General features: G+C 61.5%; 21 protein-coding genes. 13 read left to right on the forward strand and 8 right to left on the reverse strand.

What is annotated here, in order from left to right:
- Positions 1-328 precede the first annotated feature (328 nt).
- The 8 genes from IWX85_RS17825 to argH all read right to left on the reverse strand — a co-directional run bounded on the left by IWX85_RS17825 (position 329) and on the right by argH (position 6,654).
- Entirely contained in the window at positions 329-808 is a 480-nt protein-coding gene (locus IWX85_RS17825; protein WP_196870634.1) for a DUF4188 domain-containing protein, read from the reverse strand.
- Between the two features lie 188 nt (positions 809-996).
- Positions 997-1,272 carry a BrnA antitoxin family protein gene (locus IWX85_RS17830; RefSeq protein ID WP_370584324.1) on the reverse strand — a complete coding sequence of 92 codons (276 nt, stop codon included), beginning with the start codon at positions 1,270-1,272 and terminating at the stop codon, positions 997-999.
- Entirely contained in the window at positions 1,235-1,510 is a 276-nt protein-coding gene (locus IWX85_RS17835; protein WP_196870635.1) for a BrnT family toxin, read from the reverse strand. Before IWX85_RS17835 ends, IWX85_RS17830 begins: the two co-directional genes overlap by 38 nt.
- A gap of 342 nt (positions 1,511-1,852) precedes the next feature.
- Positions 1,853-2,590 carry an AbiV family abortive infection protein gene (locus tag IWX85_RS17840; RefSeq protein ID WP_196870636.1) on the reverse strand — a complete coding sequence of 246 codons (738 nt, stop codon included), beginning with the start codon at positions 2,588-2,590 and terminating at the stop codon, positions 1,853-1,855.
- Between the two features lie 389 nt (positions 2,591-2,979).
- Entirely contained in the window at positions 2,980-3,474 is a 495-nt protein-coding gene (locus tag IWX85_RS17845; RefSeq protein ID WP_196870637.1) for a hypothetical protein, read from the reverse strand.
- A 1,254-nt stretch (positions 3,475-4,728) separates the two neighbouring features.
- Complete coding sequence (locus IWX85_RS17850; protein ID WP_196870638.1) at positions 4,729-5,010, reverse strand: BrnA antitoxin family protein; 282 nt, start codon at positions 5,008-5,010, stop codon at positions 4,729-4,731.
- Positions 4,997-5,197 carry a BrnT family toxin gene (locus IWX85_RS17855; protein WP_196870639.1) on the reverse strand — a complete coding sequence of 67 codons (201 nt, stop codon included), beginning with the start codon at positions 5,195-5,197 and terminating at the stop codon, positions 4,997-4,999. The genes IWX85_RS17850 and IWX85_RS17855 overlap by 14 nt, the downstream gene beginning before the upstream one ends.
- Positions 5,198-5,244: 47 nt before the next feature.
- Complete coding sequence (argH, locus tag IWX85_RS17860) at positions 5,245-6,654, reverse strand: argininosuccinate lyase (protein WP_196870640.1); 1,410 nt, start codon at positions 6,652-6,654, stop codon at positions 5,245-5,247.
- Between the two features lie 203 nt (positions 6,655-6,857).
- On the opposite strand from argH, the gene IWX85_RS17865 reads away from it, so the two are divergent.
- From IWX85_RS17865 to IWX85_RS17925, 13 genes are all read left to right on the forward strand, one after another.
- Positions 6,858-7,925: a sensor histidine kinase gene (locus tag IWX85_RS17865; protein WP_196870641.1), complete on the forward strand. Its 1,068-nt coding sequence runs from the start codon at positions 6,858-6,860 to the stop codon at positions 7,923-7,925.
- A gap of 5 nt (positions 7,926-7,930) precedes the next feature.
- Complete coding sequence (locus IWX85_RS17870) at positions 7,931-8,665, forward strand: LytTR family DNA-binding domain-containing protein (RefSeq protein WP_196870666.1); 735 nt, start codon at positions 7,931-7,933, stop codon at positions 8,663-8,665.
- Positions 8,666-8,883: 218 nt separating this feature from the next.
- On the forward strand, positions 8,884-10,059 hold the full coding sequence (locus IWX85_RS17875; RefSeq protein ID WP_196870642.1) for an AI-2E family transporter: 1,176 nt from the start codon (positions 8,884-8,886) through the stop codon (positions 10,057-10,059).
- Positions 10,060-10,343: 284 nt separating this feature from the next.
- Positions 10,344-11,540: an EAL and HDOD domain-containing protein gene (locus IWX85_RS17880; protein ID WP_196870643.1), complete on the forward strand. Its 1,197-nt coding sequence runs from the start codon at positions 10,344-10,346 to the stop codon at positions 11,538-11,540.
- Between the two features lie 166 nt (positions 11,541-11,706).
- Entirely contained in the window at positions 11,707-12,576 is an 870-nt protein-coding gene (locus IWX85_RS17885) for a CheR family methyltransferase (RefSeq protein ID WP_196870644.1), read from the forward strand.
- Complete coding sequence (gene cheD, locus IWX85_RS17890) at positions 12,573-13,232, forward strand: chemoreceptor glutamine deamidase CheD (RefSeq protein ID WP_196870645.1); 660 nt, start codon at positions 12,573-12,575, stop codon at positions 13,230-13,232. The genes IWX85_RS17885 and cheD overlap by 4 nt, the downstream gene beginning before the upstream one ends.
- On the forward strand, positions 13,229-14,314 hold the full coding sequence (locus IWX85_RS17895; protein WP_196870646.1) for a chemotaxis response regulator protein-glutamate methylesterase: 1,086 nt from the start codon (positions 13,229-13,231) through the stop codon (positions 14,312-14,314). The genes cheD and IWX85_RS17895 overlap by 4 nt, the downstream gene beginning before the upstream one ends.
- A gap of 81 nt (positions 14,315-14,395) precedes the next feature.
- Complete coding sequence (gene cheY, locus IWX85_RS17900) at positions 14,396-14,794, forward strand: chemotaxis response regulator CheY (RefSeq protein WP_036812340.1); 399 nt, start codon at positions 14,396-14,398, stop codon at positions 14,792-14,794.
- A gap of 1 nt (position 14,795) precedes the next feature.
- Positions 14,796-15,437 (forward strand): protein phosphatase CheZ, encoded by a 642-nt coding sequence (cheZ, locus tag IWX85_RS17905; protein WP_196870647.1) that lies wholly within the window; start codon positions 14,796-14,798, stop codon positions 15,435-15,437.
- 126 nt (positions 15,438-15,563) lie between these two features.
- The gene (flhB, locus tag IWX85_RS17910) at positions 15,564-16,706 is read left to right on the forward strand and encodes a flagellar biosynthesis protein FlhB (RefSeq protein WP_196870648.1); all 1,143 of its coding nucleotides are present in this window, start codon (positions 15,564-15,566) and stop codon (positions 16,704-16,706) included.
- Positions 16,703-18,793 (forward strand): flagellar biosynthesis protein FlhA, encoded by a 2,091-nt coding sequence (flhA, locus tag IWX85_RS17915; RefSeq protein ID WP_196870649.1) that lies wholly within the window; start codon positions 16,703-16,705, stop codon positions 18,791-18,793. Before flhB ends, flhA begins: the two co-directional genes overlap by 4 nt.
- Positions 18,790-21,234, forward strand: a complete 2,445-nt coding sequence (gene flhF / locus IWX85_RS17920; RefSeq protein WP_196870650.1) for a flagellar biosynthesis protein FlhF — start codon at positions 18,790-18,792, stop codon at positions 21,232-21,234. Before flhA ends, flhF begins: the two co-directional genes overlap by 4 nt.
- Positions 21,219-21,917, forward strand: a complete 699-nt coding sequence (locus IWX85_RS17925; protein ID WP_196870651.1) for a flagellar biosynthesis protein FlhG — start codon at positions 21,219-21,221, stop codon at positions 21,915-21,917. Before flhF ends, IWX85_RS17925 begins: the two co-directional genes overlap by 16 nt.
- Positions 21,918-21,931 lie beyond the last annotated feature (14 nt).

A 21,931-nucleotide genomic window follows, 5' to 3' on the forward strand; every position in this document is an offset into this window, starting at 1 on the left:
AACCCAGAAACCCCACAAATCAAGGAGCTTCGAAACACGCAAAAAGTAGCCTGACTCACTTCACTTCAGGCGACAACTTCCTTGACAGCCACCGATTTGTGCTGTGGTGAGCGACATACTTTCCTAGAGCACCTAACGTGTGAATTAAGTGGGCGGCGAAGCCGATCCACTGCAATGCCGGGTTAGAACTTTGGTGATCGAATAAGCATTCGTGGCGCAACCCGGAAGCCCAAAGCGCGGTAGCGCCGCCACTACGGAAAGCATAGCAGCCAAAACAGACAGAGCATGCGCTGCGAGCGCCTTGGGCATAGGGATTGGCCCGAGTGACTTAGCGCGCATTCTCGCCCGCCTGAAGCCTGCCAGAGGCAGACTGCTCTCCTCCTGTGGCGGGTTGCAATTTGCCCGCCCTACCAAGACCAAAAGGGGGCATGTTGACATACACGCTTTCGTATGTTCCGGGCGAAGCGGCGTATGTTTCGTGCCAAATGCCCACCGAACCATCGGTGCCAACGGACTTGTTGAATGCTTGCCAAGCCGGTAAGTGCTCGGCCTCTTTGTTCTTTGCGTAGGCCAAGAGTTGCTCCATCGAGCGCCAGTATTGGACAAGAATGATCGTTCGAGAGAACCACATCTCGGCATGCATAAAGCCCAGCTCAGGCTGGCGATAGAGCTCTTTAATCATTCGTGGCATTGCCTGAGCAACCGGCAGCCATTTGTGAACCTTCAACGGGCTGTTGATGCGCATTCCGATAAGGAAGACGACGAAATCGCCTTCAAGGCTGGCGGTGAGACGTTTGTGTTGGATCATGATTGATGCGCGCTAACGTCTGAATTCAGTGGACGCGTAGCGGTCCACTGCAATGCCGGGTTAGGACCTTGGCGTCACAACAAGCATTGCTTGAAAAACTACACAGCGAAAAGCGCGATAGCGCAGCCACTGTGGAATGCATAACAGCCAGCGCAGGCAGAGCGTGCGCGGGCTGCTCGATGGAACTGTTAGACGGATGCATCGCGAAATGCGCGAAGAACTATATTGATGCGGGTTTGATAACCCGGCCCCTGAGCCTTGAACCACTCAAGAACGTCCTGGTCGACGCGTAGCGAAATAGAGGCTTTGGATGGAAGTGGCTGAAGTCCACGACGCACCATGCCGCGAACGATGTGCTTCACATCGGCTTCGGGGTGTTCGGTCTTGGGCTGTCCCGGCATAGCTGCATCCCTGAGGCGAGCCCAGTCAGTTTTGGACTTCACTGAAATAGATTTGTGCTTCACGGTGGGTTGCTTTGCGGAAAGAGATGACGCGGATTTCATAATCGTTCTCCGTATGTGCGATTGATACTGGAATACCAGACAGCAGGCCGAGAGTGATGAAGCGCTGCTCGCCATAGGAGAACCGGTCATCTTCGTAGGTATAAGTCGCTGCTTCGAACACGCTCTGAGCATCGACGAAATCAAGCCCATGTTCTTTAAGGTTGATGGCACGCTTTCGCTCTGACCAAGTGAACTCCATCGACAGAGTGTATAGACAATACGTAGTGACGTCAATTCAGGTTCTCAGCGCTCGATAGCAACCTAACGTATGAATTAAGTGGGCGGCGAAGCCGATCCACTGCAATGCCGGGTTAGGACATCGGGGACAAAACCAGCGCGGCCAAAAAACCGGCCCAGCCCAAAGTGCGGACGCGCCGGCGCAAGGGAAAGTACCACTGAAAGAACAGACAGAGCATGCGCAAGCGGCACCTTGGGCATGAACTTCGGCATGAGTGACATTGCGCAGCCTAACGTTGGAGATGACCGGCGGACAGTAAGGCGGGCGCAGCCCGCCGGTAGGCCGTCCGCGTCGATTGACTTATTAAGCGGACTGGCCACGCTCGCCACCATCTACTCCCGCTGGCCGCTGATATGTTTTGCCCTTAGCCGCGTACTCGCGTTGGTACGTGATGACAGCGGTGGAGAAGTTTTGGACTCCGGCGTTCAATTGTGCAATGTAGTACCACCAGAAACCCTCTGTGTTTAAGATTTTGTGCATCTGATCTGACTTCATTGCAAAGAGCGCGTCATCTGCCGCTGACTTGGGATGCGGTGTCTTCTCGGCGATGTGCTTTTGGGCCGCCACTAAGCAATCCCGCGCCAGGCGAACGCACTCTCGTGCAGCGACATCTCTCACAACGGCCATCGGTTGCTGAATCTTGCCAGTTTCATAGTTGATGTCCGTATACATCGAAGGCTCGCGTCCCCGCTTCACATGGATCATCAAATCGACAAGCAGCATAAGTGCCTGCCGAAGGTCAGTGCTTGAGAGGAGTATTGGGATGAACGCTGAAGTGACCTTCTGAGAGTGATCCTCCATTGCGCGCCGCAACTTTGCAGTTACAGCGGAATCCTTCAGGTTTCTGCCCTCGCCATCGAATGCGAGGATTGCCTTCCCTATCTCCTCTATCGCGGCGACAGCAAGGAAGTAAGCACGAGATCGATGTTTTCTGTCCTGGAGCAGAGTGGCCTCGTCCACCAACTCGCCCGCATTTTTCAACGCAGCGGCGGAGTACTCCTTCAGGAGCTCGATGGTGTATTTGAATTGGGTATCAGCCACGTTCTTTGCCGCCTAACGTGTGAATTCAGTGGGCGGCGAAGCCGATCCACTGCAATGCCGGGTTAGAACCTTGGTGCTGGAACCGACACGCCTGGCGCAACCCGGAAGCAAAAAGCGCGGTAGCGCCGGTGCTACGTTAAGCATAGCTGAAAGCACATGCAGGATGTGCGCTAGCTGCACATTTGGCGCAAGTTTCGGCATAGGGCGTTTCTGCAAACCTAACGTGTGAATTCAGTGGGCGGCGAAGCCGATCCACTGCAATGCCTGGTTAGGGCCTTGCTGCCGGAATCAGCATGCATGGAAAAACCACCCAGCGAACGGCGCGATAGCGCCAACACGATGGAAAGGATAGCAGCCAAACAGGCAGGGCCGTCGGCTTGATACGACAATTATGTTTTTTGGATAACGAAGCCAGCATATACATTGCCAAGCCTCTGAGAAAGATTAGCGCAGTAACCAAAATACTTGATGCACTCACCCACGCTCATGCGATCCGTTCCTGGATAACACAGAGATATGTAGTAAATTTTCTTGTCTTTGAATATCGCTGAGCGTGACACGAACTTCTTTGCAACCTGATCCGCGCGATTTTTGTCTAGTTCAATTACCACCAGAGCTTCGCTGCTCGTGCCAAAGATGTCCACAGCATCTTTGCTTCCCGAGTTTTGCTGATGTTCGAGCGACCATTGCATTTGTGGGAGAACTGCTGCCAAGCTAACGGAAACGGCTTTTTGAAATCGCTGGACTACAGAGGCCTGTTCGGTCTGGATCTTTCCGAGATGATCGGTAAAGTGCTCGGCACAGTTGATGGATTTGATGCAAGCCACTAACGAACTTAGAAACGGGTCGTTGGCATCGGATGCTATGTGGAGTACGGGCTTCATGGATTACGATTCGCTAACGTATGAATTCAGTGGGCGGCGAAGCCGATCCACTGCAATGCCGGGTTAGGACCTTGGTGGTAGAACAAGCATTCGTGGCGCAACCCGAAAGCCCGAAGCGCGGTAGCGCCGCCACTATGGAAAGCATAGCTGAAAGCACAGGCAGGGCGTTCGCTAGCGGCACCTTGGGCATGAAGTTTGGCATGCGTGACTGTATAAAACCTAACGTTTGAATTCAGTGGGCGGCGAAGCCGATCCACTGCAATGCTGGGTTAGGAGCATGGGGGTTGAACCGACACGCCTGGCGCAACCCGGAAGCAAAAAGCGCGGTAGCGCCGCCACTATGGAAAGCATAGCTGGAAGCACAGGCAGAGCGTGCGCTAGCGGCACCTTGGGCGTGAACTTTGGCATGGTTGACTTTACAAACCTAACGTATGAATTCAGTGGGCGGCGAAGCCGATCCACTGCAATGCCGGGTTAGGACCTTGGTGGTAGAACAAGCATTCGTGGCGCAACCCGAAAGCCCGAAGCGCGGTAGCGCCGCCACTATGGAAAGCATAGCTGAAAGCACAGGCAGGGCGTTCGCTAGCGGCACCTTGGGCATGAAGTTTGGCATGCGTGACTGTATAAAACCTAACGTTGAAGTTCAGTGGTTGCGAAGCAATCCACTGCAACGCCGGGTTAGGACGCTGAGGGTAAAACTAGCACGCTCGGCAAACCGCTGCGGCCCAAAGCGCGCAAGCGCCGGCGCGACACCAAGCCGGCCAGCCAGAACAGGCACCGCTGCAAAAAAGATAGCTGTCTGCGCAGGCAAGACGTGCGCTAAAGGCAGTTTTGGCATGATGCACGGCATGGATGGCTTTCGCAACCTAACGTTAATTGGACGACATCATCTTATTGCCACAGCACTGCCTAACGCATTGCCATTTGCTTGATAGTCCAGATTTTTCTCTCAAATCACGCGCTATTCGTCATTTAGGCAAACCTAAAATTTTGCGGATGAACTTCGTATGTCAATCCGCCAAACATCAGGTATGAAGGCATTCAGGAACCATAACGCTATCGGCCTCAAATAAATCCAGAATACTCAGCATCACATTCCCGCCGACGTCAAAAAAACAGCCCAACTGCGCCCGATGCCAGGCCATTTTAAACATGATGATTGGGCATGATTAATCTCTGTAAAACCATTGTGTCAAGTTCGGCAAAGCAGGCTTGCGTAGCGCGTTCATGCCACACGGATGCGCAGTCATTCATTCATGCTTGACGCTTGACCCAGCTTTTCAAGGCGTCATTGATGCGGGTTTGCCAGCCGTCGCCTGTCACCCTGAATTTCTCCACCACCTCCACATCAAGCCGCAGCGTGACCTGTGTCTTGGTGCCGCTGCCCAGCGGACGGCCACGGCGCACCAGGGGCTTGACCTGATCCCATGGGGCATCCGTCAAGACAACGGCGTCCGGATCAGACAGGGCCGCCTTATGAAGGGCGGCACCCTCGGCAGGCGTTGTAATAATAGTTCCGGCTTTAAGTTTCGGCATGGCGTTTCACCTCTCGGCTATTGGCTTTTCTCAAGCTGATGATGCGGCGCTCTGGCGGGCGGTCAACGAACACCACCGCCATGATGCGCAAACCGATCTTGCCCAACGCCACCCTACGCTGCTCGCCATGGTCGCGTCGCTGGTCGGGCCGCACCATGGCGCTGTCCCATTCAGCTTGTCTTTTCATCAGCCTTTCAAGCCTTCAAGCCTTCAAGCCTTCAAGCCTTCAAACCGTCACCCCAGCCGCGCCCGGTGCCGCGCAATCTGCGCCCGCACCTGGCTTGGCGCCGTGCCACCCAGGATGTTCCGCGCATTCAGCGAGCCGCGCAGGCTTAGCACCTCGTACACGTCCTTTTCAATCGACGGATTGAACTCCTGCAACACCGCCAGCGGCAGTTCCGACAGATCGACCTGATGCGACGTGGCGGCCTTGACCGCATGGGCGACGGTTTCATGCGCATCGCGAAAGGGCAGGCCTTTTTTCGTCAGGTAGTCGGCCAGATCGGTGGCGGTGGCGTAGCCGCGCAGGGCGGCGCGCTCCATGGCTTCAGGCTTGACGGTGATGCCGCCGACCATTTCGGCAAAGATGCGCAGCGTGTCTTTCAGCGTGTCCACGGTGTCGAACAGCGGCTCCTTGTCTTCCTGGTTGTCCTTGTTGTAGGCCAGCGGCTGGCCCTTCATCAAGGTGATCAGGCCCATCAGGTGGCCAACCACGCGGCCGGTCTTGCCGCGCGCGAGTTCGGGCACGTCGGGGTTTTTCTTCTGCGGCATGATCGACGAGCCGGTGGTGAAGCGGTCGGCAATGTGAATGAAACTGAAGTTCTGGCTCATCCACAAAATCAGCTCTTCGCTGAAACGGCTGATGTGCACCATCGCCAGCGAGGCGGCGGCGGTGAATTCAATCGCAAAGTCGCGGTCGCTGACGGCGTCCAGGCTGTTCTGGCAGACCTGCGGCCGGCCCTGTTCATCGACCATGCCCAGTGTCGTGGCAACACGCTCGCGGTCCAGCGGATAGCTGGTGCCGGCCAGCGCGGCGGCGCCCAGTGGCAGGCGGTTCACGCGGCGGCGCACTTCGCCCATGCGCTCGGCGTCGCGGCTGAACATCTCGACATAGGCCAGCATGTGGTGGCCAAAGCTCACCGGCTGGGCCACCTGCAGGTGCGTGAAGCCGGGCAGGATGACCTCGACGTTTTTCTCGGCGATCTCGACTAGCGCCTTTTGCAGGTCCACCAGCAGGCCGCCGATCAGGTCGATCTCACCGCGCAGCCACAGGCGCACGTCGGTGGCGACCTGGTCGTTGCGCGAGCGGCCGGTGTGCAGACGCTTGCCCGGGTCACCGACGAGTTGGGTCAGGCGCGCCTCGATGTTCAGATGAACGTCTTCAAGGTCGAGCTTCCATTCAAATTCGCCGGCTTCGATCTCGCGGGTGATTTGCGCCATGCCGTACTGGATGGCGTCATGGTCGGCCGGGGCGATGATGCCTTGCGCGGCCAGCATGTCGGCATGCGCCAGCGAACCGGCGATGTCGGCCTGCCACAGCCGCTTGTCGAAAAACACGCTGGAGGTGTAGCGCTTGACCAGGTCGCTCATGGGCTCGGAAAACAGGGCGGACCAGGCTTGGGATTTCTTGTCGAATTGATTCACGTCGGGCTTTCTAGAAGTGGCAGGCGCGGGGCGGGTTGAAAAGAGCGCTGTGTGGGCGCGATGGGCCAGTGGCTGAAATAGTGTTCAGCGGAGTAGCTTGAAGGCCCTGGCCGGTGCAATACTCATCAGGGTAATTTTATCTGCGCGCCTGCATGCCTGAAAATCACCCGGAACTGAAGAATGACAACCCCTGCTTTCTTTCAATGACGCCAACCACCGCTCCACAGGACTTTGACAATTCCACGCTGCATGGCGGCCTGGCGCCGACCGACACCATTGCCGCCGTGTCACCGTTCGCGCCTCGCGCCATGCTGTTTGACACCTGCCATGTGGGCGTGGTGCTGCGGGTTGTGCTGCTGGTGCAGGCAGTCGCCGGCGTGGCCGCGATGTTCGGCACCTTGGACCCGCTGGACTGGTTGCTGCGGTTTTCGCTGCTGACCGGCGGCGTGCTGCCGGCAACGCTGGCCTGGCTGGTTGCCGTCTGCGTTTTCAAGGGCCGGCTGAACCGGCTTGGTGTTTCGTTGCAGTGGCTGGCCGGCACGGTGATGGGCGCCGTGGCCGGTGCCTATGGCTGCGGCCTGCTGGCGCTGATGGGGTTGCTGTCGTCTCCTTCCTGGTGGGCCAGCGGTGCGTCGGGCGTGCTGCTGTCGGCGCTGGTGCTGGCAGGGCTGATCTGGCGCGCCAAGGCGCGCATGCCTGCAGCCACGACAGCGCGCCTGGCCGAACTGCAGTCGCGCATCCGGCCGCATTTTTTGTTCAATACGCTGAACAGCGCGATTGCACTGGTGCGCGCCGAGCCGGCCAAGGCCGAGGCGGTGCTGGAAGACCTGAGCGAGCTGTTTCGCAGTGCGCTGGCCGACCCGGCCGAGTCGGTCACGCTGGCGCAGGAAATTTTTCTGGCGCAGCGTTACCTGGAAATCGAGCAGGTCCGCTTTGGCGACAGGCTGCGCGTGCAGTGGAGCCTGGACCCCGGCGCTGACGCGGCCCGACTGCCACCGCTGCTGCTGCAGCCGCTGGTTGAAAATGCCGTGCTGCACGGCGTGGAGCCCAGTGCCAGCGGCGCAAGAATCCTCATCTCAACGACCCGGCGAGGCGGCACTGTGGTCATCAAGGTGACCAATTCGGCGCCCGCCGGAAGTGGCCGGCCGGGCCACGGGCTGGCGCTGACCAATGTGCGCGAGCGACTGTTCCTGCTGCATGATGTGCAGGCGCAGTTCAGGACGACCTGCAAAGACGGCCTGTTTCAGGTCAGGCTGGAGGTGCCGCTGTGAGAGCTTTGACCATTTTGCTGGTTGACGACGAGGCGCTGGCCAGATCGCGCCTGCGCACCTTGCTGGGCGACTGCACGGCGCCTTGCGCCGTGGTGGCCGCCGAGGCCGCCAACGCGGTGCAGGCCATGAGCGCGCTGCAGCGCCAGCCGTTCGATGCCGTGCTGCTTGACATCCACATGCCCGGGATGGATGGCATGGCGTTCGCCGGGCTGATCGCCGGTTTGCCCCAGCCGCCGTCCGTGGTGTTCGTTACCGCGCATCCAGGACACGCGGTGCAGGCTTTCGAGCTGGACGCGGTGGACTACCTGACCAAGCCGGTGCGTCTGGAGCGGTTGCAGCAGTCGCTGCAAAAAGTAGAGCGTCTTATGCAAGCCGGTGTTGTGAAGGCGCCCGAAAAGTTTGAAGACAACCTGCTTATTCAGGACCGGGGCCGGACCGAACGCGTGCCGCTGTCGGAGGTGCTGTATTTCAAGGCAGAGCTGAAGTACATCACGGTGCGCACCCTCAGGCGCAGCTACATTCTGGATGGCTCGCTCGGCGAGCTGGAAGCGCGTTATGGCCGCCGGTTCATGCGGATTCACCGCAATGCGCTGATTGCCCGGAACGCGGTGCGCACGCTGGAAAAGCATTTCGATCTCGAAGAAGGCGAGGGCTGGGCCGTGCGGCTCAATGGCCTGGATGAATTGCTGACGGTGTCGCGCCGCCAGCTTGGCGCTGTCCGGGAAGCCATTGCCGGCTGATTGTGTGGGTGTCTCAAGGCCGGCCGTGGAGGCCTTTCCCGGTCGGGTTGCGGTGGGTGCTGGCAGCCGGTCACGCCTGCTACTGTCCAGTTTGCGGGGAGGCGTCCTATGGTGTAGTTCCGGGTTTTCGGGTGCAATACGCCAACTCAACCGTCCCGCTGTGCCTGACAGATCGCCGGGCGCAAGCACCCAACCTTAACGATTAACGAGGATGACAAATGGCCGAAGAAACCAGGGCAGACGAGCCGGTCGTCGCAGAACCCGATGTCACGGTCTTTCCCGAGCCGGAACGGTTTATCTTGCACATGCCGGTGGACGTGCGCAACGTGTCGCTGGTGATCCTGGCAATCATGGCCAGCCTCTTCGTGCTCCAGTGGGCACGGGTCGTTCTCATCCCGATCATGCTCAGCGTGCTGCTCAGCTACGCCTTTTCGCCGCTGATCAACTGGATGGAAACCAGGCGCGTACCGCGCTGGCTGAGTTCGGCCGTGCTGCTGCTGGGCATCCTGGGCGCGATGGGATCCGGCGCCTACCTGCTGCGGCTTGAAGCCACGCAGCTGATCGAGGCCTTGCCGGCGGCGGCGCAAAAGCTTGGGCAGGCGCTCAGGTCGGGCAGCGGAAAATCGAGCAGCCCGCTGGAAACGGTGCAGAAGGCGGCCGCCCAGATCGAGCAGGCCACCCGGGAAAGCGCTGCCGTCACCGGTCCCAACCGGGGTGCGACCCGGGTGGTGATCGAGGCGCCTCGCTTCAACATCAAGGACTACCTGTGGACCGGCACCATCGGCCTGCTGGCCCTCATCGGACAAATCGCGGTGGTGGTGTTCCTGACCTATTTCCTGATGCTTTCGGGCGACACCTTTCGGCGCAAGCTGGTCAAGCTGGCCGGGCCAAGCCTGAGCAAGAAAAAAATCACCTTGCAGGCGCTGCACGAGATTGCCGGGCAGATCCAGCGCTATCTGCAGGTGCAGTTGCTGACCAGCCTGCTGGTCGGCGTGCTGACGGCAGGGGCGCTGATGTTCCTCGGGCTGGACAATGCCGCCGTCTGGGGCGTGGTCGCCTGCGTGCTCAACCTGGTGCCCTACATCGGCTCGCTGGTCACGGCGGCCGCCTCGGCGCTGGTCGCTTTCCTGCAGTTCGGCTCGATCAACATGGCGATGGCCGTGGGCGGCACTTCGATCGTGATCCACACGCTGGTGGGCAATCTGCTCACGCCCTGGCTGACCAGCCGCGCCAGCCGGCTCAGCCCGGTCGCCGTGTTCATGGGCTTGCTGGCCTGGGGCTGGCTCTGGGGGGTGTGGGGCCTGTTGCTTGGCATTCCGATCCTGATGATCGTCAAGTCGGTCTGCGATCGGGTCGAAGACCTCAAGCCGATTGGCGAATTCCTGGGTTCCTGAATTTCCTGTGCAAGCGCACGGCGCGGACGGCGCGTTTGAATCCTTGGATCAAAGGGCCGATCAAGCGCTTGTTCTGCGCCTGTCGCCCGAGGAGACTGCCTGAAAATCATGGCATGCAAGATTCCTGTTCTGCGGTGCTGCTGTCCTTATATGTTCAATCTTGACACCCACCGCCGCTCTTTTCCCATCCTTTGCCCAAAACCGGCTACGCGCTGGAACACAACCCGACTGCAGCCGTTGAACAATCAATGGTTCAACGGCGCAGACGTCTGTCCTTCAAACCCATGAACCCCGACAACTATTTTTCCCGAACGGCCCTGCTCGACGCCACTCAGCGCGTGCTGGGCTATCGCCTTTCATGGCAGGACGCCCAAGCGGGCACTGCGCGGCCAGACCGGACAACACAGCCGATGCTGGCGCTGATGGCGCAGTTCCCCCGTCAGTCTGGGGCCAGCCTGTTTTTCATTGAAATCCAGGCGGCTACCCTGAATTCCAATAGCCTGCAGCACCTCAACCCCGCCACGACGGTCCTGATGTTCAGCCAGGCAGAACTGGCCTGCCCGGAAGGCATCGAGCTGGCGATGTCGCTGCATGCCCACGGCTTTCGGCTGGCGCTGTGCCATCCGGATGTGGCGCTGTTTGATTCGAGCGACGGCTTGCTTTCGCTGATGGCCTTTGTCACGGCTGATCTGGCGAATCCCGACCTGGCGCAGATTGCACGCTTGGCAGCGCTCGCCGAGCCTGCACTGAAACTGATAGTCAACCAGGTGTCGGACTGGAACGCGTTCGACGCCTGCGCGGCACTGGGACTGGCAGGGTTTTTTGAAAATATGTGTGCGTCGCCGCGCAGCCTGCCGCGCATTGCCGAGATGGGTTCGCAGACGGTGCTGATCCTGCAACTGATGAAGATGGTTCAGGCGTGCGCCGACATCCGTGAACTGGAAAAGGTTCTCCAGCGCGACGCGATGCTTTCCTACAAGCTGCTTCGCTACATCAACAGCGCGGGCTTCGGACTTCAGATCGAAATTGAATCGCTGCGCCATGCCATCACGATGCTGGGCTACCTGCCACTGTACCGCTGGCTGGCCCTGTTGCTGGCAACCACCAGCACGGCGGGGTCTTCTCAGGCATTGCTTCAGGCGGCGATTGTGCGGGGGCGATTTGTCGAGCTGCTGGGCGTGGGCCTGCTGCCTGCGAGCGAAGCGGGAAACCTGTTTGTCGTGGGACTTTTCTCATTGCTGGACCAGCTGCTGGGAATTCCGATGCCGCAACTGATGCGCCAGGTGTCCCTGCCCGACACGATTGTTCAGGCCTTGCTTCATCGGGGGGACATTTACGGACCCTTGCTGGCCCTGGCAGAGGCCTGCGAGGGCCAGAGCGGTTCTGCGCCAGCGCTTGCCGATGCCTTGTTCATGACGGCTTCGCAGGTGAACAAGGCTCACGGGTCGGCCATTGTGTGGGCGCAGGACATCAATCTCTGATGCGAACTGGAATAGCTGCCTGAGCCGGGTCCATGCGCAAAGGAGGGCGCTGTTTGGCATGCTTTTCGGGGCATCAAGGCAGGCGGTTCCTGAATACATTGGTGCCTACCCATTGCTGGCCTCCAGGCGGCAATGGTGATCGATCCCCTGTTCACACTAGCCTGCCATGAATCCATCCCCCCGCGTCGCTGCGCTTTCGCCGACAGGCCCCGATTTTATTTTGACCGACACGGACTTTGCCCGGATTCGCCAGCTGATCCACCAGCGCGCCGGCATCTCACTGAGCGTGCAAAAGCGCCAGATGGTCTACAGCCGGCTGTCGCGGCGACTGCGTGAACTGGAAATGCGCGAGTTTTCCACCTACCTGGGGTTTTTGGAAGCCGACCCGCGCAGCCACGAGTGGGAGTTGTTCACGAATGCCCTCACCACCAACCTGACGGCATTTTTTCGCGAAGCACACCATTTCCCTTTGCTTGCCGAGCATGTCCGCCAGTGCCCGCAACCGGTCACCATCTGGTGCTCGGCCGCATCGACAGGCGAAGAGCCCTATTCGATCGCGATGACGCTGATCGAGACGCTGGGAAGCCGCGCCAGCGCATGCAGCGTGGTCGCCACGGACATCGACACGCAGGTGCTGGCCAAGGCGGTTGACGGCATTTTCACGATGGAGCAGGCCAGCAAGCTGCCGGCGGACCGCTTGAAGCGATTTTTCCTCAAGGGCTCAGGCGCGCATGCAGGCAAGGTGCGGATACGGCCGGAAGTGGCCGCCATGGTCAAGTTTTCGCAACTCAACCTGCTCGATCCGAAATGGCCGCTGAAAGGCTTGTTCGATGCCATCTTCTGCCGCAATGTGATGATCTATTTCGACAAGCCGACGCAGGAAAAAATACTGCAGCGCTTTGTTCCCCTGATGAAGCCGGATGCCTTGCTGTTTGCCGGGCATTCGGAAAACTTTTCCTTTGCCCAGCAGACCTTGCGGCTGCGCGGCCAGACGGTCTACGGACTGGCCGAAAATCTGCCGAAAGGCGCGGCATGATCGCGGCGGAAGCAGAGCCGCTGGCCACGCGTCATTATTTCGACCGTGAATTCGGCCTGGCGGCAGTCAAGCTTTTGCCGGGAGAGTATTACGTCACGGCCGAGGACATGGTGCTGACGACAGTGCTCGGTTCGTGCGTGTCGGCCTGCCTGCGTGATAGCGTCTCGGGCATTGGCGGCATGAACCACTTCATGCTGCCCGGTACGGCCGACCCGCTGTTTTTCGATGCGGCCGCCGCTATGCGTTATGGCGCGCATGCGATGCAGGTGCTGCTTGGAGAAGTGGTCCGGGCTGGCGCGCGGCGCGAGCGCCTGGAAGCCAAGGTGTTTGGCGGCGGTGCCGTGCTGGCCAACATGACGCTGCTCAACATTGGCGAACGCAATGCCGATTTCGTGCTGCGCTACCTGCTGGAAGAGCGCATCCGGATTGCCGCACAAGACTTGCGCGGAAAGCTGCCGCGCCGGATCAACTTTTTTCCTTTCACCGGCCGGGTGACGGTCAGAAAACTGCGCCAGCAAGACGATGTCCTGCTGGTGCAGCGCGAGGAGCAGGCGCTGGCCAGCGTGCTGCTCAGGCAGCCAGGCAATGGCAGGGGCGACAGGCTGGCTGCAGGTGCAGCGCACACGCTTGACAAGAAGATGGGCTGGACGCTATGACAGACAGGAAAATCAGGGTGCTCTGCGTTGACGATTCGGCATTGATCCGCAGCCTGATGACCGAGATCATCAACAGCCAGCCCGACATGGTGGTGGTGGCCACGGCGTCCGACCCGCTGATCGCCCGCGACCTGGTCAAGCAACACAACCCGGACGTGATGACGCTGGACGTGGAAATGCCGCGCATGGACGGGCTGGAATTTCTGGAACGACTGATGCGCCTGCGCCCCATGCCGGTGGTCATGGTGTCGTCTCTGACCGAACACGGCTCAGAGGCAGCGCTGCGCGCACTGGAACTGGGCGCGATCGACTTCGTGACCAAGCCGCGCCTGGGCATTCGCGATGGACTCCTTTCCTACACCGAGCTGATCGCCGGCAAGATCCGTATCGCCGCCGCAGCCCGGCTGCTGCCGGCAAGGCGATCGGCGCCGGGCAGCAGCGCGGCTGCAGCGGCCGATGTGCCACTGCTGCGCAGCCCGTTGCTGAGCACCGAAAAGCTCATCATCATTGGCGCTTCCACCGGCGGCACCGAAGCCATCCGGGAGGTGCTGCAGCCCCTGCCGCCGGACAGTCCGGGCATCATGATCGCGCAGCACATGCCGGCCGGGTTCACCCGTTCCTTTGCCGAGCGCCTGAACGGCCTGTGCCGCATCGTGGTGTCCGAAGCGGTGCAGGGCGAGCGCATATTGCCTGGCCATGCCTACATCGCACCGGGCGGATTTCACCTGTCGCTGGTGCGCAGCGGCGCCAACTATGTGGCCCAGGTGGACCTGGCACCGCCGGTCAACCGGCATCGCCCGTCGGTCGATGTGCTGTTCGATTCAGCCGCCCGGCATGCCGGAAAAAATGCCATCGGCGTGATCCTGACCGGCATGGGCCGCGACGGCGCCGACGGCCTGTTGCGCATGCGCCAGGCCGGCGCCTACACCCTGGCCCAGGACGAGGCCAGCTGCGTGGTCTTCGGCATGCCGCGCGAGGCCATCGCTTTGGGTGCTGCGCACGAGGTGGTGCCGCTTCAGGACCTGAGCCAGCGTGTGATGGCGCACCTGCGTTCATTGGGGGGGCAGGCCAACCGGGTGTAGCGAAATGCCGGAAATTTTTTTGCATGCAGGCAGCGTTGCTGGCCTGCAGCATGTATTGACCAATCAATTTTTGGAGTGAACGTGGTAGATAAAAACATAAAAATCCTGGTGGTGGACGATTTTCCGACCATGCGCCGGATCATTCGCAACCTGCTCAAAGAGCTCGAATTCATCAATGTCGACGAGGCTGAAGACGGCGCCATTGGCCTTGAAAAGCTCAAGGGCGGCAACTACGGCTTTGTCGTGTCTGACTGGAACATGCCGAACATGGACGGCCTGGCCATGCTGCAGGCGATACGCGCCGATGCGTCCATGGCCAAGCTGCCGGTGCTGATGGTGACGGCCGAAGCGAAAAAGGAAAACATCATTGCAGCGGCCCAGTCGGGTGCCAACGGCTATGTGGTCAAACCGTTCACCGCCGTCACACTGGAAGAAAAGATCACCAAGATCTTTGAAAAAATCGCGAAAGAGAGTGCGTGACATGGCGCAGGAAACAACTTCTGGCGAAACCGTTCCCGATTCAGCCGAGCAACTCATCAACCGCATCGGCCACCTGACGCGCCAGATGCGCGAAAACATCCGCGAACTGGGCCTGGACAAGGGCATTGCCAAAGTGGCCGAAGCCATCCCCAATGCGCGCGACCGGCTGGGCTACATTGCACAGATGACCGAGCGGGCCGCTGAAAGGGCGCTGAACGCCATCGACGTGGCCCAGCCCATCCAGGATGGCCTGGCCAGCCAGGCCAAGGCATTGACCAAGCGCTGGGATGCCTGGTTCGAGTACCCCGTCGAACTCGATGCGGCACGCGAACTGGTGCGCGACAACCGCGCCTACCTGGCCACCGTGCCGCAGCAGGTCAGCGCCACCAATGCCCAACTGATGGAGATCATGATGGCACAGGATTTTCAGGACCTGACGGGCCAGGTCATCAAGAAGATGATGCTTGTGATCCAGGACATGGACACCCAGCTGCTGCAGCTGCTGATCGACAATGCGCCGCCTGAAAAACGCCCTGACACCCCCCATGGGCTGCTGCACGGACCGCAGACCGTCGCGGGCCAGCCTGACGCTGTCGATGGCCAGGACCAGGTGGACGACCTGCTGGCCAGCCTCGGTTTTTAGCTGGCAGCCTGTCTGATTGGCCAAGGAACAGCTTTATCGCCGGCTTGTTTGGCCTAATGACCCAGGCCTTGCACCGCAATAATTCTGGAAGTCGGACGGCTTTGCGTCTGAAGCTCCGGAGCATTGATGGCGGAAGAAAGTGATCTCGAAAAAACCGAACCTGCCTCGCCCCGGCGGCTGGAAAAAGCCCATGAGGAAGGGCAGGTTGCCCGTTCGCGGGAACTCGGAACCTTTGTGATGCTGTCCACCGGGCTGGGGTGCCTGTGGGCCAGCGGCAGCCTGATGGCTGACCATCTGGGCAGCGCATTGCGCAACGGCCTTCAGTTCGAACGCGCTTCTGCATTCGACGCCTCGCACATGATGGTGCAGGCCGGCAGCACCATCGTGCATGCGCTCCAGGCGCTGGCGCCGCTGCTGGCGGCCATGATGGTGGCGGCGCTGGTCGCCCCGATGCTGCTGGGCGGCTGGCTGCTGTCGGGCAAGTCGCTGATGCCGAAGTTTTCCAAGTTGAACCCGGTGGCCGGCATCGGCCGAATGTTCTCGACCGAGACACTGGCCGAACTGGTCAAAACCCTGGTCAAGTCCCTGCTGGTCGGCAGCATTTCATGGTGGGTGATTTCCGGCAATCTGCCAAGCATCATGTCGCTGATGGGCGAGCCGGTGCACAACGCGCTGGCGCACACGCTGCAGCTCGTGGCCAAGACCTGCGCGCTGATCATTGGCTCGCTGCTGCTGGTGGCGGCCATCGACGTGCCCTACCAGCTCTGGAGCCATCATAAAAAGCTGCGAATGTCGCGCGAGGACTTGCGCCAGGAGCAAAAGGAAAGCGACGGCGACCCGCAGGTCAAGGCGCAGATCCGCCGCCAGCAGCAGCAGATGGCCAAGCGGCGCATGATGGCCGAGGTGCCCAAGGCCGACATCATCGTCACCAACCCGACGCATTTTGCCGTCGCCCTCAAGTACAGCGACAAGGACATGCGCGCGCCGCGCGTGATAGCCAAGGGGACCGACCTGGTGGCCCTGCGCATCCGTGCGCTGGCCCAGGAGCACAAGATTCCGGTGCTCGAAGCGCCGCCGCTGACCCGTGCGCTGTACCGCCATACGCGGCTGGATGCGGAGATCCCGGTCGCCCTGTATGCCGCCGTGGCCGAAGTGCTGGCCTGGGCCTACCAGCTGCACCGCCAGACAAAAGAAGGCGGCGCCCTGCCGCCCATGCCAAGGAACCTGCCCGTGCCTGAAACACTCGACTCCGAAGGAAGCCCCGCATGAGCGCGATCGATTCCCTGCGGCGTCTGCCGGCCATGATGATCGGCGCCGACAAGGGCAAGGGCCTGGTCGGCCCGATCCTGATCATTTTGATCCTGAGCATGATGGTGTTGCCGCTGCCGCCGTTCCTGCTGGACCTGCTGTTCACCTTCAACATCGCGCTGTCGATCATGGTGCTGCTGGTCAGCATGTACACCATGAAGGCGCTGGACTTTGCCGCCTTTCCGGCGGTGCTGCTGTTCACCACGCTGCTGCGCCTGTCGCTCAATGTCGCGTCCACCCGCGTCGTGCTGATGGAAGGCCACACCGGCCCGGATGCCGCCGGCAAGGTGATCGAGGCCTTCGGCCACTTCCTGGTGGGGGGCAATTTTGCCGTAGGCGTGATGGTCTTTATCATCCTGGTGGTGATCAATTTCATGGTCATCACCAAGGGCGCGGGCCGCATCGCCGAGGTCGGCGCGCGTTTCACGCTCGACGCCATGCCGGGCAAACAGATGGCGATCGACGCCGACCTGAATGCCGGCCTGATTGGTGAGGACGTGGCGCGCAAACGCCGCGCAGAGGTGTCTCAGGAGGCCGACTTTTATGGCTCGATGGACGGCGCCAGCAAGTTCGTGCGCGGCGATGCGGTGGCCGGCCTGCTGATCCTGGTGATCAACATCATCGGTGGCCTGGTGGTGGGCGTGGCCCAGCACGGCATGAGTTTTTCCGAGGCTGGCACCACCTACACCCTGTTGGCCATCGGTGACGGCCTGGTCGCACAGATACCGGCACTGGTCATCTCAACTGCCGCCGGCGTGATCGTCTCGCGCGTGACCACCGACGAGGATGTCGGCGGCCAGCTCACCGGGCAGCTGTTCTCCAACCCGCAGGTGTTGTTCCTGACCGCCGGCGTCATTGGCATGATGGGCATGATTCCGGGCATGCCGAACCTGGCCTTCCTCTTGATTGCCGGCGGCCTGATCTGGATGGGGCGGCGCGTGATGCGCAAGGCGGCCAGCGGCAGGGCCGAAGTGGCGGCCGCGCCGCCGCCCGTCGCCGCACCGGCCCAATCGCAGGAAGCCAGCTGGGACGATGTGGCGCTGGTCGATCCCCTGGGGCTGGAAGTCGGCTACCGGCTGATTTCGCTGGTGGACATGTCGCAAAACGGCGAATTGCTCGGCCGCATCAAGAGCATCCGCAAGAAGTTCGCGCAGGACATCGGTTTTCTGGTGCCCGTGGTGCATATCCGGGACAACCTGGAGATCAAGCCGAATGCCTATGTCGTCAAGCTCAAGGGCGTCGAGATCGGGCGCGGCGAAGCAACGCCCGGCCAGTGGATGGCGATCAATCCGGGGCAGGTCAGTGCCTCGCTGCCTGGCACCCAGACCAAGGATCCGGCCTTCGGCTTGCCGGCCATCTGGATTGACGCCAGCTTGCGCGAGCAGGCGCAGATTTACGGCTACACCGTGGTCGATGCCAGCACCGTGGTGGCCACGCACCTGAACCACCTGATCCATGCGCATTCAGCCGAACTGCTCGGGCGCCAGGAAGTGCAGCAGCTGCTCGACCGCATTGGCAAGGAGTCACCGATGCTGGTGCAGGACCTGGTGCCCAAGGCGCTGTCACTCACCAGTGTGCAGAAGGTGCTGCAAAACCTGCTGGACGAGAGCGTGCCGATCCGGGACATGCGCACCATTCTGGATGTGCTGGCCGAGCATGCGCCGTCGGTGGCGGACACCACCGAGCTGACCTCGCTGATCCGCCTGGCCCTCGGGCGCGCGATCATCCAGGACCTCTACCCCGGCAACGAGCAACTGCAGGTGATCGGCCTGGACAGCTCGCTTGACCGCATGCTGCTGCAGGCCCTTTCCAACAGCAATGGCCTGGAGCCCGGCCTGGCCGACAACCTGCTGCAGCAAACCCAGGCGGCCATGGCGCGCCAGGCGCAACTGGGCCTGCCAGCCGTGCTGGTGGTGCAGCATCCGCTGCGGGTGCTGCTGGCGCGCTTCCTGCGCCGCAGCCTGCCCGAGCTCAAGGTGCTGTCGCATGCCGAAATTCCTGACACCCGCACCATCCGCGTCACCGCCACGATTGGAGGCAAGTCATGACCAGTGGCCAGCCAGCTGAAGCGCCAACCCTTGCCATCGTGGCACCTTCGATCCTGAAGGCACTGCGGCTGATGCGCGAGCAACTGGGTCCGGATGCCTTTATCTTGTCAAGTACCGTGACCGCCGAGGGTGTCGAAATCGTGGCTTCGCTGGAGGCGCCCGCCGCCCGCATTCCAGCGGATGCCGTTCCCGTTGAACCGGAGGGGCAGCCCGCTCCACTGCTGCCGGCACCTGCCGTTTCAACCGCTCCCGTGGCCGTGGCCGATTCGGGCAGCGGCGATGCCAGTGTCCTGCGCGAAATCCATTCCATGCGCGGCATGATCGAAGAGCAACTGGCTGGCCTGGCATGGAACAAGACCCAGCGGCGCGACCCGCTGCGCGGCCAGTTGCTGCGCACCTTGCTGGGCGCCGGCTTCAGTGCCCGCCTGGCCAGAGACCTGCTGGCCGACCTGCCCGCCGGCCTGAACCATGCCGGCGGGCTGGACTACCTCAAGTCGGCCATGGCCTGCCAGATGCCCATGCTGGAGGACGAGGACGCGCTGATGAACGAAGGCGGCGTGTATGCCCTGATGGGGCCAACCGGCGTCGGCAAGACCACCACCACCGCCAAGCTCGCGGCGCGCTGCGTGATGCGTTTCGGGGCTGAAAAACTCGCGCTGATCACCACCGACAGCTACCGCATCGGCGCCTATGAGCAGTTGCGCATCTACGGTCAGATCCTGGGCGTGGCGGTGCATGCGGTCAAGGATGCGAGCGACCTGGAAACGGTGCTCGCCAGCCTGCAGGACAAGCACATGGTGCTCATCGACACCGTCGGCATGAGCCAGCGCGACCGCGCCGTGTCCGACCAGATCGCCATGCTGTGCGGCGCCAGCCGTCCGGTCAAGCGCCTGCTGCTGCTGAATGCGGCCAGCCACGGGGACACGCTCAATGAAGTGGTAAAGGCCTATCGCCACGACGCCCAGGCGCATAGCGGCAGCGGCCTGGCAGGCTGCATCCTGACCAAGGTGGACGAAGCGACGCATCCCGGCGCGCTGATCGACATCGTGATCCGCCACCAGTTGCCGGTCCACTATGTCTCCAGCGGGCAGAAGGTTCCGGAAAACCTGGTGCTGGGTGACCGCCGCCAGCTGATTGACAGCGTCTTCGAGGCCAGGAGCCAGAGCGCCTGGTTTGTTCCAGGCGAGGCCGACCTGGACGAGCAACCCGCGCGCTCCGACGAAAAAGTGGCGGCTGCCGAAGCGGTCAGCCGTCGCCTGCGTCTGCAGTGCCAGCAACTGATCCGCACATTGGCCCACAACGCCCAGGAACTGACCTCGAATGCGGCGGCGCTGGCGGCGGCCGACATCGGCTTTGATGCGGGCCGTGCGCTCAGCCGCCAACTGTCTGATGAGTCCGCAGAACAACAAGATGAGGGCGCGATCGGCCAAAGGCTGCTGTCACAGGCAGCAGTCGACAGCCAGCGCCATTGCAGCGGTTACGTGCTGGCAAGCCACGGCGAAACCAGTCTGCCGGCGGGTGGACAAGCCCTTGCGAAAGGGCGGCTGGCTGCCCTGTTGTCCGACGGCACGGGCCTGCCCTTTGCTGCCCTGCTGGCGCCTGGCGGGTCTGAAGCTGAAACGGGAGCGGCGGCTGCTTCGGACCTGCGACAGCTTGGCAATAAACCGGTGGTTCATCTGTTTCCCGGCATGGCCTCGTTCGCCCGAATCCAGGCCTGGCACGCTTGCGGCCTGGCCTGGATGGCTTGCGCACCAGCCAGCCTGCTGGTGGCACTGGCCGAGGATGGTCTGTCGGCATCGCTGCACGAACTGCTTCCGGGGCTGGAATTCAGCACGCCGGAGCCGGTGTCCTTTCGCGGCCGGGCAGGCCTGCTGTCGGTAGCGGAAATGCTGGTCAATGTGTTTGCGCAGCCCACACCAGAGGGCTCCGCCCGGCCGTCAGATGCGCAGATGCAGCGCTGCGTGGTCCGGCGTATAGTCGATGCCGCCAGTGGCAAGCTGGTGGCGCACAGCTACCTGCTTGCCAGTGTCACGGTCCAGGCAAGGCCGCAGCAACTGATCCAGTGGGCAAGCTGGCAGGCAGATGCCAAGGCATATTTTCTGCTGCTTGATCAGTCGCTGCCGACCCCCGAAGGCCACACCGGCCCCTGCGACGCACTCCGGCTAGACCGCCTTCGCGTGCTTGCGCACACCTGCCTCACGGCATTCCGGCTGCAGCAGGCGCAACAGGCGTGGGCGGCACCGGTGCGCAGGGTCCTGGCTCAACTGGCCGGGCAGACGTTCGAGCCGACCCAGCCGGTACCGGGCCCGGTCCTGCTGGAAGGCCTGGGAAAACTCTATGTATTGCTCGATGCGCTGGAAAGCGGCGAGTCGGCTCCAGTGTCCGAAGTTCAACACGCAGCCGATGGCGGCACAAGGAACGGTTTGTGGAAAAACCAGTGACCGATCAAGCCGACGGACTGCGGCGGCTGATGGCCGGCAACACCGCACGGCGTATCACGCTGGTCGACAGCGCAAGCGACAGCGGCGCCTGCAGCGTCGCCCTCAACCTGGCGGCTGCCCTCGAACAGCAGGGTCGGGATGTGCTGCTGCTGGACGAGCGCAACGGTCCGCAGGTGGCACCGCCGGCGCGCGGCGGCCGGCTGGTGCTGGTCGATGCCGTCCTGCACAGCGATGGCACGCTGTCGCCGCTGGCCGCCAGTGCAGATCACATCCTGGTGGTCTGTGCCGCCCGCAGCGAAGCGATCACGCAAACCTATCTGTGCATCAAGAAGCTGCACTATGCCCATGCGCTGGCGAACCTGCGGGTGCTGGTCAACGAGGCCGCCGACCCGGCCCAGGCCCGTCGCCTGCTCGCCAACCTGGCATCCACCGGCAGCCGCTATCTGGGCATGGCGCTTGAGCCTGCGGGATTTGTCAGGGCCGATCCCTTCCTGGCGCAGGCCCGGCGGCTCAACCTGAGCGTTGTCCAGGGCTTCAGCGCCAGCAACGCCGCCCGGGACTTCTTGCAGATTGCCTCGGACCTGGTGAACTGGCCGTGTCTGGCAGCCCCAGACCGGACGCCCTTTGAGCTTTCCCGTCAGAGGGCGGTCCATGACGTTCAGTCATCGGCTGGCTTGCACTGAAGCAACTGCCCAGA

Origin of the sequence: Polaromonas sp. CG_9.11 (assembly GCF_015752225.1) — a bacterium.
Classification (GTDB): domain Bacteria; phylum Pseudomonadota; class Gammaproteobacteria; order Burkholderiales; family Burkholderiaceae_C; genus Polaromonas.